General features: G+C 73.8%; 16 protein-coding genes. All 16 read left to right on the forward strand.

Annotated elements, in window-relative coordinates:
- The first annotated feature begins 73 nt into the window (after positions 1-73).
- The 16 genes from ABEA15_RS17275 to ABEA15_RS17350 all read left to right on the forward strand — a co-directional run bounded on the left by ABEA15_RS17275 (position 74) and on the right by ABEA15_RS17350 (position 12601).
- Entirely contained in the window at positions 74-883 is an 810-nt protein-coding gene (locus ABEA15_RS17275) for a TerC family protein (RefSeq protein ID WP_344145309.1), read from the forward strand.
- 184 nt (positions 884-1067) lie between these two features.
- Entirely contained in the window at positions 1068-1613 is a 546-nt protein-coding gene (locus ABEA15_RS17280) for an HIT family protein (protein ID WP_345557546.1), read from the forward strand.
- Between the two features lie 17 nt (positions 1614-1630).
- Positions 1631-2032 (forward strand): thiol-disulfide oxidoreductase DCC family protein, encoded by a 402-nt coding sequence (locus ABEA15_RS17285; RefSeq protein ID WP_344145305.1) that lies wholly within the window; start codon positions 1631-1633, stop codon positions 2030-2032.
- Positions 2033-2154: 122 nt separating this feature from the next.
- Entirely contained in the window at positions 2155-2787 is a 633-nt protein-coding gene (pgsA, locus tag ABEA15_RS17290) for a phosphatidylinositol phosphate synthase (RefSeq protein WP_345557549.1), read from the forward strand.
- A 16-nt stretch (positions 2788-2803) separates the two neighbouring features.
- Complete coding sequence (locus tag ABEA15_RS17295) at positions 2804-3814, forward strand: phosphatidylinositol mannoside acyltransferase (protein WP_344145301.1); 1011 nt, start codon at positions 2804-2806, stop codon at positions 3812-3814.
- Positions 3811-4959, forward strand: coding sequence for a glycosyltransferase family 4 protein (locus ABEA15_RS17300; protein ID WP_344145299.1), 1149 nt, complete (start codon positions 3811-3813; stop codon positions 4957-4959). The genes ABEA15_RS17295 and ABEA15_RS17300 overlap by 4 nt, the downstream gene beginning before the upstream one ends.
- A gap of 6 nt (positions 4960-4965) precedes the next feature.
- Positions 4966-5523 carry a hypothetical protein gene (locus ABEA15_RS17305; RefSeq protein ID WP_345557551.1) on the forward strand — a complete coding sequence of 186 codons (558 nt, stop codon included), beginning with the start codon at positions 4966-4968 and terminating at the stop codon, positions 5521-5523.
- A 197-nt stretch (positions 5524-5720) separates the two neighbouring features.
- On the forward strand, positions 5721-6656 hold the full coding sequence (pdxS, locus tag ABEA15_RS17310; protein ID WP_386699395.1) for a pyridoxal 5'-phosphate synthase lyase subunit PdxS: 936 nt from the start codon (positions 5721-5723) through the stop codon (positions 6654-6656).
- Between the two features lie 91 nt (positions 6657-6747).
- The gene (gene pdxT / locus ABEA15_RS17315) at positions 6748-7356 is read left to right on the forward strand and encodes a pyridoxal 5'-phosphate synthase glutaminase subunit PdxT (protein WP_344145293.1); all 609 of its coding nucleotides are present in this window, start codon (positions 6748-6750) and stop codon (positions 7354-7356) included.
- Positions 7353-8102, forward strand: a complete 750-nt coding sequence (locus ABEA15_RS17320) for a YebC/PmpR family DNA-binding transcriptional regulator (protein WP_345557554.1) — start codon at positions 7353-7355, stop codon at positions 8100-8102. The genes pdxT and ABEA15_RS17320 overlap by 4 nt, the downstream gene beginning before the upstream one ends.
- A 212-nt stretch (positions 8103-8314) precedes the next feature.
- On the forward strand, positions 8315-8863 hold the full coding sequence (locus ABEA15_RS17325; protein WP_345557556.1) for a DUF4282 domain-containing protein: 549 nt from the start codon (positions 8315-8317) through the stop codon (positions 8861-8863).
- A 120-nt stretch (positions 8864-8983) separates the two neighbouring features.
- On the forward strand, positions 8984-9550 hold the full coding sequence (ruvC, locus tag ABEA15_RS17330; protein ID WP_344145287.1) for a crossover junction endodeoxyribonuclease RuvC: 567 nt from the start codon (positions 8984-8986) through the stop codon (positions 9548-9550).
- Between the two features lie 8 nt (positions 9551-9558).
- Positions 9559-10170, forward strand: a complete 612-nt coding sequence (ruvA, locus tag ABEA15_RS17335; protein ID WP_345557613.1) for a Holliday junction branch migration protein RuvA — start codon at positions 9559-9561, stop codon at positions 10168-10170.
- A 13-nt stretch (positions 10171-10183) separates the two neighbouring features.
- Entirely contained in the window at positions 10184-11272 is a 1089-nt protein-coding gene (ruvB, locus tag ABEA15_RS17340) for a Holliday junction branch migration DNA helicase RuvB (protein ID WP_344145283.1), read from the forward strand.
- A 246-nt stretch (positions 11273-11518) separates the two neighbouring features.
- Positions 11519-11917, forward strand: coding sequence for a preprotein translocase subunit YajC (yajC, locus tag ABEA15_RS17345; RefSeq protein ID WP_386699399.1), 399 nt, complete (start codon positions 11519-11521; stop codon positions 11915-11917).
- A gap of 153 nt (positions 11918-12070) precedes the next feature.
- Positions 12071-12601: an adenine phosphoribosyltransferase gene (locus ABEA15_RS17350; RefSeq protein ID WP_344145281.1), complete on the forward strand. Its 531-nt coding sequence runs from the start codon at positions 12071-12073 to the stop codon at positions 12599-12601.
- The last annotated feature ends 167 nt before the right edge of the window (positions 12602-12768 follow it).

The following is a 12768-nucleotide window of genomic DNA, read 5'->3' on the forward strand; positions in this document are numbered from 1 at the left end:
ATCGGCATGATCTAGACTCCACACGCCCGCACTTGTCCCCCGACCGCAGATCCCCGGAGCTGACGACCCCGCCATGACCACGGACCTGATCGTCGGATTCTTCACGCTGACCGCGCTGGAGATCGTCCTCGGTATCGACAACCTCGTCTTCATCTCGATCCTGGCGAACAAGCTGCCCGAGCACCAGCGCGCCCGCGCGCGCCAGCTAGGTATCGGCCTCGCCCTGATCAGCCGGTTGCTGCTACTGGCCTCCATCACGTGGATCATGCGGCTGACGGCCCCGCTGTTCTCCCTCGGTTCGTTCGAGTTCAGCGGCCAGTCCCTCATCCTGCTCGTCGGCGGGCTCTTCCTCATCGCCAAGGCGACCTACGAGATCCACGAAAGCCTCGAAGGCGAGGTGGACCACGCGGGCTCGCAGGTGCGCGCCGCGATGGGCGCCGTGCTGATCCAGATCGTCGCCCTGGACATCGTCTTCTCGCTGGATTCGGTCATCACCGCGGTGGGCATGATCGGCGACCAGCCCAACGGCATCTGGGTGATGGTCGCGGCGGTGGTCATCGCCGTGATCGTCATGCTGGTGCTGGCCGCGCCGCTGAGCCGCTTCGTAAACAACCATCCGACGATCAAGATGCTGGCGCTGGCGTTCCTGCTGCTCATCGGCATGACCCTGGTCGCCGACGGGCTCGGCTTCCACGTGCCCAAGGGCTACATCTACACCGCCATGGGCTTCTCGCTGTTCGTGGAGATCCTCAACCTGCTGCGCCGGCGCTCCAAGGGCGCCCCGGTCAAGCTGAGCAGCCGCTACGCCGAGGAGGGCACCGGGGAGGGCGCGGCCGGCGGCGCAGCGTCCGGCTCCGGTGAGGAGTCCGCCAAGGCCGAGTGACCCGCGGCGGGGATCTTGCGGACCCCGCCGCCCCGCCGCGGCCTGCGCGGCCGACCGGCGGGGCGGCGGGGCGGCGGGCTGTTCGGCCCGCGCGGCCCGGGCGTCCTATGCTGGAGCCAGCACGGCCGCCGCGGTGCGGACCGCACACGGTGGCGGCGTCGAGACGCGGTGAGGTGAGCCGACGATGAGTGAAGCCGAGCGGGAGGCCCCCTTCGGCGACCCCGACGGCTTCGAGCGCCTGTGGACCCCGCACCGCATGGCCTACGTCCAGGGCGAGAACAGGCCCAGCGGACCGGCGCCCGACGACGGCTGCCCCTTCTGCCGCGCCCCCGGCCGCGAGGACGCCGAGGCCCTCGTGGTGTCCCGCGGCAGGACCGCCTACGCCGTGCTCAACCTCTACCCCTACAACAGCGGCCACCTGCTGATCTGCCCCTACCGGCACATCGGCGACTACACCCTGCTCGACGGCGCGGAGACCGCCGAGCTCTCCTCGCTGACCCGGTCCGCCATCACCGCGCTGCGCCGCGCCTACGGGCCGCAGGGGTTCAACGTCGGGATGAACCTCGGCGAGCCCGCCGGGGCCGGGATCGCCGCCCATCTGCACCAGCACATCGTGCCGCGCTGGGGAGGCGACAACAACTTCATGCCCGTGATCGGGCGCACCAAGGTGCTGCCCGAACTCCTCCAGCAGACCCGCGCGACCCTCGCCGAGTCCTGGCCCCAGGAGTGACCGCCGCGGAGGAAGAGGTGAGTCCCATCGCCCCACAGCGCCCCGCACCCGTGCTGGTCTTCGACGGCGACTGCGGCTTCTGCACCAGCAGCGCCCGACTGGCCCGCCGCTACGTCGAGCCACGGCTGCGTACCGTGCCCTGGCAGCGCAGCGGACTGTCCGCGCCGGCCCGGGCCCGCGCCCAAGAGGAGGTCCTGCTGCTGGACGCCGCCGGCAGGCGGCTGTGGGGCGGCATCGACGCGATCGCGGTGCTCATGCTCGCCAGCCGGCGCCCGCTGTGGCCGCCCGTGGGGTGGCTGCTGCGCCGGGCGCCCCTGCGCGCGCTCGGCGCCGCCGCCTACCACTGGGTCTCCCGGCACCGCCACCTGATGCCGGGAGGAACCCCGGCCTGCCGCCTGGACCCGGGAGAAGCGCCCTAGCGCCGACCCCTCCGCCGACCGTGGCGGCGGGCGGCCGAGGCGCACCGGGCGACGCAGGGCCGGTGCCGCCGGAGCGCCGCGTGGCCGCCTTCGCCTCCTGCGCAATACGATCTTGAGAGATCATGCTGAGATATCTGCGTCCCCTGTTCAGCCGACTGCTCCTGCCCGTCGGCCGGCTGCTGGCCAGGCTCGGGGTCACTCCGAGCATGGTCACCTTCGTCGGTGCCCTCGGCGTCGTCGTCAGCGCACTCGTCTTCTACCCCCTGGGCGAGCTGTTCGCCGGCTCGGCCGTCATCACCGGCTTCGTGCTGCTGGACATGCTCGACGGGGCCGTGGCCCGCGCCTCCGACAACACCACCAAGTGGGGCGCCTTCCTCGACTCCACTCTCGACCGGCTCTCCGACGCCGCGATCCTCAGCGGCCTCATGCTGTGGTTCTTCGGCGGCGGCGAGAACCCGACCCTGGGCTGCGTCAGCCTGTTCTGCCTCGTCGCCGGGTTCGGCGTCTCCTACATCAAGGCGCGCGCCGAAGCGCTGGGCGCCAACTGCGACGTCGGTGTCGCCGAGCGCGCCGAGCGGCTGGTGATCCTGCTGGTGGCCGCGGGGCTGGGCGGCCTGGACGTGCCCTACGTCCTGCCCGCCGGGCTGTGGATCCTGGCCCTGCTCAGCGGCATCACGGTCGTCCAGCGCCTGATCGAGACCCGCAACCGGCTCACCCGGCCGCGGCGCACCGCTGGCGACACCGGCTCCGTCTGAGCGAGGGAGGGACGGCATGGAAGCCCGGGAGCGCGCCACCACGGCGCTGTACACGGCGGGCTGGGCCGTGCTGCGGCGCGTCCCGGAGCGCGCCGGGCGCGCCGCGTTCCGCGCCCTGGCGGACTGGAGCTGGCTGCGGCGCGGTCCCGGCGTGCGGCGTCTCGAAGCCAACCTGCGGCGGGTGGTCGGCCCCGCCGCCGGCGAGGACCGCATCCGGGCGCTCTCCCGCGCGGGCATGCGTTCCTACCTGCGCTACTTCTACGAGATGTTCCTGCTGGAGGCGCTCGGCGAGGAGCAGGTGCGCGCGCGGGTCGAGTGCACCGGCATCGAGCGGATCGACCGCATCATGGCCGGCGGCCGCGGCGTGGTCGCGGCGCTGCCGCACATGGGCAACTGGGACCTCGCCGGCGCCTGGGTGAGCCGCTACGGCATCCCGCTGACCACGGTGGCCGAACGCCTGAAGCCCGAGCCGCTGTTCGAGCGCTTCGTCTCCTTCCGCGAGCACCTGGGCATGGAGGTGCTTCCCCTGACCGGCGGGAACGCCCACAGCGCCGGTGTGCTCGCGCAGCGGCTGCGGCGCGGCCGGTTGGTCTGCCTGCTCGCCGACCGCGACCTCACCGAGTCCGGGGTGGAGGTGGAGCTCTTCGGCGAGCCGGCGCGCCTGCCGGCCGGGCCCGCCGTTCTCGCCGACCGCACCGGCGCCGCCCTGGTGCCGGTGTCGCTGTGGTACGAGGGCGGGCGCATGCGGGTCCACGTGCACGAGGAGGTCGCCCCGGCCGGCGGCGACTCCGGCGCCGACCGGGTGCGGGCCACCACCCAGCGGTTGGCCCGCGTGTTCGAAGCCGCCGTCTCCGCCCACCCCCAGGACTGGCACATGCTCCAGCGCGTGTTCACCGCCGACCTCGACCACCGGGCCGGCGGGGAGGCCGCGGACGGCCGGGGTAGCGTTGAGGAGCCCCCCGCCGCACCGCCGGCGTCCGCCCCGCGGCGCGGCCGCACTCCGAGTCGGAAGCGAACGAGGCCATGAGGGTCGGTCTGGTCTGCCCCTACACCTGGGAGGTCCCCGGTGGCGTGCAGCAGCACGTCGGCGACCTCGCCGAAGCCCTGATACACCTGGGCCACGAGGTGTCGGTCCTGGCGCCCTGCGACTCCGAGACCCGGCTGCCCGACTACCTGGTCTCGGCCGGTGGCGCGGTGCCGGTGCCCTACAACGGCTCGGTGGCCCGGCTCTCCTTCGGGTTCCGCGCCGCCGGCCGGGTGCGCCGCTGGATCCGCGACGGCGCCTTCGACGTCCTGCACGTACACGAACCCGCGGCGCCCAGCCTGTCCCTGCTCGCCTGCTGGGTGGCCGAAGGCCCGATCGTCGCCACCTTCCACGCCTCCACCCCCCGCTCCCGGGCCCTGGCGGCCTCCGCCGGCGTGCTGCAGTCCGCGCTGGAGAAGATCAACGGCCGCATCGCCGTCTCGGACGCGGCCCGCAAGACGCTCGTCGAGCACCTGGGCGGCGACGCCGTGCTCATCCCCAACGGTGTCGCCGTCGACCGCTACACCGAGGCCCGGCCCTTGGACGGCTGGCCCGGCGAGGGAGGCGCGATCGGCTTCCTCGGCCGGCTGGACGAGCCGCGCAAGGGCCTGGGCGTGCTGCTGGACGCCTTCGACTCCCTCGCCCGCGAGCGCCCCGGACTGCGGCTGCTGATCACCGGCCCCGGCGACACCGACGAGGTCCGCGAGCGCGTCGCGCCCGAGCTGCGCGACCGCGTGGTGTGCCTGGGCCGGGTCGACGAGGTCGACAAGGTGCGCGCCTACCACTCGGTGGACGTGTTCTGCGCGCCCAACCTGGGCGGGGAGAGCTTCGGGATCGTGCTCGCCGAGGCGATGTCGGCCGGCGCGCCCCTTCTGGCCAGCGACATCCCCGCCTTCGCCCGGGTCCTGCGCGAGGGCGAGGCCGGCCGGCTGTTCGCCACGGGCGAGCCCGCCGACCTGGCGCGCGGCGCCGCCGAGCTGCTCGACGACCCCGAGCGCCGCCGGGCCCTCTCCCACGCGGCGCGCAAGGCGGTGCGCGCCTACGACTGGACCACGGTGGCCGCCGACGTCGTGCGGGTCTATGAGACCGTGCTTCCGCTGGGCCGCGACCACGGCCCGGTGACCGCCGGCCGCGCCGAGATCGTGTAGGCGCCGATGCCCACGTGGATCTCGATCGCAGCCCTTGCCGTCGCGGCGCTGGTACTCCTGTCGGCGTACGTGTCCTGGCGGGCGGGGCGGCTCGACCGGCTGCACACCCGCGTCGAGACCGCCTGGGCCGCGCTGGACGCGGCACTGCTGCGGCGCGGCGCGGTGGTGCTGGAGCTCGCCGGCTCCCAGGCGCTGGAGCCGGCCTCGGCCCTGCTGCTGGGCGACGCCGCCGCCCGCGCCCGCCGCGCCCACGGCGACGGCCGCGCTGCCCGCGAGCTTGCCGAAAGCAACCTCTCGCGTGCCCTGCGCGCCGTGCTGGGCGAGCCCGGGTTCGCCGTGGAGATGGCGGGCCGGCCCGACGGCGCCACCGCCGGCGTCGTCGCCGAGGTCGAGGCCGCCGGCAAGCGCGTGCTGCTGGCGCGGCGCTTCTACAACAACGCCGTGGCCGGCATCCGCGAAGTCCGCGCCGGCCGGCTGGTGCGGCTGCTCCGCCTGGCCGGAAGCGCGCCCATGCCGGAGTTCTTCGAGATGGACGACGAGCCGCCCTCCGCCGAGCACCTCTAGCGGAGCGGCCGCACCGGCAGCCGTCCGCTCCGCGCGCGGGCGCCGGCGGAACAGCGAACGGGCCCGCACTGTTGCCACCACAGAGCCATCCGAACGGGTGAACTACCATGGAAACCGGGACAGCACCGGCGGCACGCCGCTGACGTGCCACGTCGACCTACCAGCGCGCACCGGGCCGCCCGCCCCGGTCCGCCCGAATGACTAATTGGGAGTCCGCAACCGTGACCAACACCGTTGACACCCCGGCAGGCAGCGCCGTCGGTACCACCCGCGTCAAGCGCGGGATGGCAGAGCAGCTCAAGAACGGCGTGATCATGGACGTGGTCACCCCGGAGCAGGCCCGGATCGCCGAGGACGCCGGTGCCGTGGCGGTCATGGCCCTGGAGCGGGTGCCCGCCGACATCCGCCGGCACGGCGGTGTGGCCCGCATGTCCGACCCCGACATGATCGACGGCATCGTCGAGGCCGTCTCCATCCCGGTGATGGCCAAGGCCCGCATCGGCCACTTCGTCGAGGCCCAGGTGCTGGAGTCCCTCGGCGTCGACTTCATCGACGAGTCGGAGGTGCTGACCCCCGCCGACGAGGCCCACCACATCGACAAGTGGGCGTTCACCGTCCCGTTCGTCTGCGGCGCCACCAGCATCGGCGAGGCCCTCCGCCGCATCGCCGAGGGCGCGGCCATGATCCGCTCCAAGGGCGAGGCCGGCACCGGCAACGTCGTCGAGGCCACCCGCCACATGCGCGCCATCCGCAGCGAGATCGCCCGGCTCGGCACCCTCGACGAGCCCGAGCTCTTCGGCGCCGCCAAGGAGATCCAGGCGCCCTACGAGGTCGTCAAGGAGGTCGCCACGCTCGGCAGGCTGCCCGTGCCGCTGTTCTCCGCCGGCGGCGTGGCCACTCCCTCCGACGCCGCGCTGATGCGCCAGCTCGGCGCCGAGAGCGTCTTCGTCGGCTCGGGCATCTTCAAGTCCGGCGACCCCGCCAAGCGCGCCGACGCCATCGTCCAGGCCACCCTGCACTACCGCGACCCCGAGGTCATCGCGAAGGTCTCGCGCGGCCTCGGCAACGCCATGGTCGGCATCAACCTGGACGACCTGGAGGAGTCCGAGCGCTACGCCGGACGCGGCTGGTAGCCCCGCCGGCGCCGCCGGCGCGGGAGCGCCCCGCGCCGGCGCAGCGCTGCGCGTGCACCGGCGACCGAGAGCCACCGAAGCGAGGAAGCACGTGTCCGCGACACCCACCGTCGGCGTTCTCGCCCTGCAGGGCGACACCGCCGAGCACCTGCGCGTGCTCGGCGGACTCGGCGTCCCGGCCGTCCCCGTCCTCCACCCCGAGGACCTCGACCGGGTCGACGGGCTGGTCCTGCCCGGCGGGGAGTCCACCACGATGTCCAAGCTCGCCGCGCGCTACGACCTCGTCGAGCCGCTGCGCAAGCACATCGGCGACGGCATGCCCGCCTACGGGACCTGCGCCGGCATGATCCTGCTGGCCGACCGCATCCTCGACGGCGCCGCGGACCAGCAGACCCTGGGCGGGCTCGACATCACGGTGCGGCGCAACGCCTTCGGGCGCCAGACCGAGTCCTTCGAGGCGGGCATCGACCTCGACGGCGTCGGGGGCGACCCCTTCGAGGCGGTCTTCATCCGCGCGCCCTGGGTCGAGGCCGTCGGCGAGCGCGTGCGCGTCCTCGGCCAGATCGCCTACGGTGAGCGGGCCGGTAGGATCGTGGCGGTACGACAGGGCGGCCTGCTGGCTACCTCTTTCCATCCCGAACTCACCGGTGACCCGCGGATACACCGGCTCTTTGTCGACATGGTGAAAGGACAGGCATGAGCGGCCACTCCAAGTGGGCCACCACCAAGCACAAGAAAGCCGCCATCGACGCCAAGCGCGGCAAGCTCTTCGCCAAGCTGGTGAAGAACGTCGAGGTGGCGGCGCGCACGGGCGGCGGGGACCCGGAGGGCAACCCCACCCTGTTCGACGCCATCCAGAAGGCGAAGAAGAGTTCGGTCCCGCTCGACAACATCGAGCGCGCCCGCAAGCGCGGCTCCGGCGAGGAGGCCGGCGGCGCCGAGTGGCAGACCGTCATGTACGAGGGATACGCCCCGGGCGGCGTCGCCCTGCTCGTCGAGTGCCTCACCGACAACCGCAACCGCGCCACCTCGGAGGTGCGCGTGGCGGTCACCCGCAACGGCGGTTCGATGGCCGACGCCGGCTCGGTGTCCTACCTCTTCAGCCGCAAGGGCGTCGTGCTGGTGTCCAAGGAGGGCGTCAGCGAGGACGACGTCACCCTCGCCGTGGTCGAGGCCGGCGCCGAGGACGTCAACGACCTGGGCGAGTCCTTCGAGATCGTCAGCGAGCCCGGCGAGCTCGTCAACGTGCGCACCGCCCTGCAGGAGGCCGGCATCGACTACGACTCGGCCGACACCTCCTTCCTGCCCAGCGTCGAGGTGCAGGTGGGCGAGGAGGACGCCAAGAAGGTCATGCGCGTCGTGGACGCCCTGGAGGACTCCGACGACGTGCAGAACGTCTTCACCAACGTCGACATCCCCGACGAGATCATGGCGAAGATCGGCTAGCGCCCGCGCCGCACACACCTTCGCCGCACGCCCCGCACCCGGAGACCGGACACGGGGCGTGCGGCGTTTCGCCCCCGCCGCCCGGCGGGCCCGCGCCCGGGTGCCGGCCGCGGCCCCCGCCTCATCCGACAGCCCGGCGCCCCCTCGCCGCGCGCGATAGAGTGGCCACTCGCCGAAGCAGTCAGCACCGCCCCCCGTGAGGAAAGCTCCTGATGAATCCCCCCGGCGAGAACCCCTACGAGCCCGGCCGCCCCGACTACGGCGGCCAGTACGGACAGCCCGGCCCGGACACCCCGGGCCCCTCCGGCGCCGGCGGCTACCCGGGACCGCAGCCGGGGCAGCCGGGCACGCCTCCGTCGCCCGGCGCATCGGGGCCCCAGCAGGGCTGGCAGCAGCCGCCCCAGCAGCCCTACGGCGGCCCCGGGGGACCCGCACCCGCCGCACCGCCTCCCGCGGCCGACGGCGCCGGCTTCTTCGCCGCGCTGTTCGACCTGCGGTTCCGCAGCTTCGTCACCACCCGGATCATCCACGTCCTGTTCGTCCTCTGGCTGGTGCTGATCGCCATCGTCACCCTCAGCGGCGTCGTCAGCTCCTTCGGGCTGATGGGCTTCAGCCCCCTGACCGGGCTGCTCACGCTGCTGGGCTCCCTGGTCGGCGGCGCCGTGGCGGCGCTGCTCACCCGCGTGGGCCTGGAGGTGCTGATCGTGCTGTTCCGCATCAGCGAGGACCTCACTGCGATCCGCTCCCGCAACGGCATGTAGCCCGGGCGTCCCCGGCGCACCCCCGCCCCCGACCCGTGTCCCCCGAGCGCGGTGGGGCCTGCGGGCGGTAGGCTCTGCGAACGGACGTTCGAGGCCCGGGCCGGAAGGGAGCCGCCGACCATGCGCGTGCTGGGGGTCGACCCCGGGCTGACCCGGTGCGGGGTGGGGGTCGTCGACGGCTCCGTCGGCCGCTCGCTGACGCTGGCCGCCGCCGGCGTGGTGCGCACCGACCCCGGGAGCGACCTCGCCGAGCGGCTGCTGGGCGTGGAGCGCGGCGTCGAGCGCTGGCTCGACGACCACGCCCCCGACGCCGTCGCCGTCGAGCGGGTCTTCGCCCAGCACAACGTCAGCACGGTCATGGGCACCGCGCAGGCCAGCGCGATCGCCATCACCTGCGCCGCGCGCCGCGGGCTGCCGGTCGCGCTGCACACGCCCAGCGAGGCCAAGGCCGCCATCACCGGAAGCGGCCGGGCCGACAAGGCGCAGGTCCAGGCCATGGTCGCGCGGCTGCTCGGCCTCGACGCCGCGCCCAAACCCGCCGACGCCGCCGACGCGCTCGCCCTGGCCATCTGCCACATCTGGCGCGGCGGCGCCCAGGACCGCATCGCCCGGGCCCAGCAGGACTTCGCCCGCAAGGTCGAGCTCGCGCGTCGCTCGCGCCGCGCCCCCGACCCCCAGGGAAGGTGACCTTCGCAGTGATCGCGTTCCTCAGCGGCCGGGTGGCCGCCCGCGCCGGCGGCACCGCCGTGATCGAGGTCGGGGGTGTCGGCATGACGGTGCACTGCACACCGGCGACCCTCGCCGGACTGCGGGTGGGCGAGCACGCCACCGTCGCCACCTCCCTGGTGGTGCGCGAGGACTCGCTGACCCTCTACGGCTTCGCCGACGACGACGAGCGCGACGTGTTCGAGCGCCTGCAGCAGGCCGGCGGTGTGGGGCCGCGGCTGGCGCTGGGCATCCTGGCGGTGCACACCCCCGACGCACTGCGCGCCGCCGTGGCCGCCGAGGACACCGCCGCCCTCACCCGGGTTTCGGGCATCGGTCCCAAGGGCGCCCAGCGCATCGCTCTGGAACTGCGCGACAAGCTCGGCCCGCCCCCGGCCGCCGACCCCGCCCTCGCCGAGTACGGCGCCGCACCCGCCCCCGAGGCGCCGTGGCGTCCGCAGGTGGTCTCGGGCCTGGTCAACCTGGGCTGGTCGGCCAAGGACGCCGAGGCCGCGGCCGACGCCGTCGCCTCCGAAGCCACCGACACCCCCGATGTGGCCGTGCTGCTGCGCAGCGCCCTGCGCCGCCTGAGCCGCGCCTAGGAATGGCGAAACCATGAGCGACTACGAGCGGGACGCCGTCTCGGCCGACGCCGACACCGACGAGCGCGCGCTTGAGGGTGCGCTGCGGCCGCGGCTCCTGGAGGACTTCGTCGGCCAGGAGCGCGTGCGCGAGCAGCTGAGCCTGGTGCTGCGCGGCGCCCAGCGGCGCGGCCGCGCCCCCGACCACGTGCTGCTGTCGGGCGGGCCCGGCCTGGGCAAGACCACGCTGGCCATGATCATCGCCGCCGAGCTGGGGGCGCCGCTGCGCATCAGCTCGGGGCCGGCGATCGAGCGTTCCGGCGACCTCGCCGCCGTCCTGTCGACCCTGCACGAGGGCGAGGTGCTGTTCCTCGACGAGATCCACCGCATGGCGCGTCCGGCCGAGGAGATGCTCTACGTCGCCATGGAGGACTTCCGCGTCGACGTGATGGTGGGCAAGGGCCCCGGCGCCACCGCCATCCCGCTGGACGTCGCCCCCTTCACCCTGGTCGGCGCCACCACCCGCGCGGGCCTGCTGCCCGCGCCGCTGCGCGACCGCTTCGGCTTCACCGCGCACATGGACTTCTACGCCGCCGCCGACCTGGAGCGCATCCTGCACCGCTCGGCCGGCCTGCTGGGGGTCGAGGTCGACGGCGACGCCGCCGCCGAGATCGCCGGGCGTTCGCGCGGCACACCCCGCATCGCCAACCGGCTCCTGCGGCGGGTGCGCGACTACGCCGAAGTGCACGGCGACGGCCGCCTCACCCGCGACACCGCCTGCGCGGCGCTCGCGCTGTTCGAGGTCGACGGTCACGGGTTGGACCGCCTCGACCGCGCGGTGCTGGAGGCGCTGTGCGGCAAGTTCCGCGGCGGGCCGGTGGGCCTGTCAACCCTGGCCGTGGCGGTGGGGGAGGAGCCCGAGACGGTCGAGGTCGTGGCCGAACCCTTCCTCGTGCGCTCCGGTTTCGTCGCCCGCACCCCGCGCGGGCGGGTCGCCACCCCCGACGCCTGGAGCCATTTGGGCATCGCGCCGCCCCCCGACGCCGCCTTCGGCGCCGCCGCTGCCGCCGACAGCGCGGCCGCCCCGCGCGCCGCCGAGGCGCCCGGAACAAGCGGCTCCTAGCCGGTCCGGTCCCACCGGCCCCCGGCTCCGGAACCGGGCCGCCGACACCGCGGTGAGTGCCCGGGCGAAGCCGGACCGCCGGTAGGTAAACTGAGTGCCGGACCTTGCGAAACGGCAACGATGCCCACGGGCGTGCGGCCGATGGGAACACGCGCCGCCTGCGGAGCGTTGACCTGCGGCGGCGACAGCCGCGGACACGGCCCCGCCACCGGCGTGGCGGCGCGGCCGCGAAGGTCGGAACAAACGATGGAAGGACACCCCGTGCTGGCTCAGACAATTTTGGCCGATGGCGCCCAGGGACAAGGCGGGCTCCTCGGGATGATCCTGCCGTTCGTGCTGATCGCACTGGTCTTCTGGCTGCTGATCCTGCGCCCGCAGCAGAAGCGCAAGCAGCAGGAGTCCAAGATGCAGGGCGAACTGCAGCCGGGTGTCGAGGTGCTGACCAAGGCGGGCTTCTACGCAACCGTCGTGGAGGTGCGCGACAGCGAGATCGAACTGGAGATCTCCCCCGGCACGCGGATCCGGATGCTCAAGGCCGGCGTGGGCGACGTGGTCCGCCCCAACGACGGCGTGAGCGACGACACCCCGGTCGAGGACCGGCCCGACTTCCCGGGCAACGACGACAAGAACGACGGCCCGAGGTAGCAGGCGAAGCGACCGCACGGGTCCCCGGGGCGGGCCCGTCGCCTTCGCGTGTCCGCGCCCGCCCCGTGCCGCCCGAACCGCCGGCCGGGTCGGGCGCCGCGCGGCCCCCCGAGCCGCCGTGCCCACCGACCAGACGAGGAGACTCCCCCTGCCATGCCCGCTGACCTGAGCGCCCTCATCAAGGCCGGCCTGCGCGACGTTCCCGACTTCCCCGAGGAAGGGGTGGTCTTCAAGGACATCACCCCGCTGCTGGCCGAGCCCTCCTCGCTGCAGGCCGTCGTCGAGGGCATCGCCGCGCGCTACGAGCAGGCGGAGGTGGACGCGGTGCTCGGGCTGGAGGCCCGCGGTTTCATCCTCGCCGCACCGGTCGCCCTCGCGCTGGGCGCCGGCTTCGTACCGGTGCGCAAAGCGGGGAAACTCCCGCGCGAGACCTACCGCGCGTCCTATGATCTGGAGTACGGCTCGGAGACGGTCGAGATGCACGCCGACGCGCTCAGCCCGGGCAGCCGCGTGGTGATCGTCGACGACGTGCTCGCCACCGGTGGCACCGGACGGGCCGCGGTGGAGCTCGTGGACAAGGCCGGTGGTACGGTCGTGGGATTCTCGGTCCTCGTGGAACTCGGCTTCCTCCAGGGCCGGCGGAGACTGACCGACGTGGAGCCGCACGCACTGGCCGTGGTCTGAACGGGCCGGAGTCCGGCGCACCCTGCCCGGCCCCGCTCCTTCTGCAGCCCTGACATGCGAAGACCGCTGCGGCGCAGCAGTAGACTCGCGGGCATAACGGAGCTGCGGCGACGCGTTGGTACAGGTGACACCTGACGTTTTACGACGCAGACGTCGACCCGGCGGGC

The sequence above is a fragment of the Streptomonospora halophila genome, from assembly GCF_039542725.1.
Lineage (GTDB): Bacteria > Actinomycetota > Actinomycetes > Streptosporangiales > Streptosporangiaceae > Streptomonospora > Streptomonospora halophila.

Excerpts from the sequence above, each read along its gene's own strand:
- ABEA15_RS17275 (WP_344145309.1), top strand. The coding sequence starts at position 74 with ATGACCACGGACCTGATCGTCGGATTCTTCACGCTGACCGCGCTGGAG.
- ABEA15_RS17280 (WP_345557546.1), top strand. The coding sequence starts at position 1,068 with ATGAGTGAAGCCGAGCGGGAGGCCCCCTTCGGCGACCCCGACGGCTTC.
- pgsA (WP_345557549.1), top strand. The coding sequence starts at position 2,155 with ATGCTGAGATATCTGCGTCCCCTGTTCAGCCGACTGCTCCTGCCCGTC.
- ABEA15_RS17295 (WP_344145301.1), top strand. The coding sequence starts at position 2,804 with ATGGAAGCCCGGGAGCGCGCCACCACGGCGCTGTACACGGCGGGCTGG.
- ABEA15_RS17300 (WP_344145299.1), top strand. The coding sequence starts at position 3,811 with ATGAGGGTCGGTCTGGTCTGCCCCTACACCTGGGAGGTCCCCGGTGGC.
- ABEA15_RS17305 (WP_345557551.1), top strand. The coding sequence starts at position 4,966 with ATGCCCACGTGGATCTCGATCGCAGCCCTTGCCGTCGCGGCGCTGGTA.
- pdxS (WP_386699395.1), top strand. The coding sequence starts at position 5,721 with ATGACTAATTGGGAGTCCGCAACCGTGACCAACACCGTTGACACCCCG.
- ABEA15_RS17320 (WP_345557554.1), top strand. The coding sequence starts at position 7,353 with ATGAGCGGCCACTCCAAGTGGGCCACCACCAAGCACAAGAAAGCCGCC.
- ABEA15_RS17325 (WP_345557556.1), top strand. The coding sequence starts at position 8,315 with ATGAATCCCCCCGGCGAGAACCCCTACGAGCCCGGCCGCCCCGACTAC.
- ruvC (WP_344145287.1), top strand. The coding sequence starts at position 8,984 with ATGCGCGTGCTGGGGGTCGACCCCGGGCTGACCCGGTGCGGGGTGGGG.
- ruvB (WP_344145283.1), top strand. The coding sequence starts at position 10,184 with ATGAGCGACTACGAGCGGGACGCCGTCTCGGCCGACGCCGACACCGAC.
- yajC (WP_386699399.1), top strand. The coding sequence starts at position 11,519 with ATGGAAGGACACCCCGTGCTGGCTCAGACAATTTTGGCCGATGGCGCC.
- ABEA15_RS17350 (WP_344145281.1), top strand. The coding sequence starts at position 12,071 with ATGCCCGCTGACCTGAGCGCCCTCATCAAGGCCGGCCTGCGCGACGTT.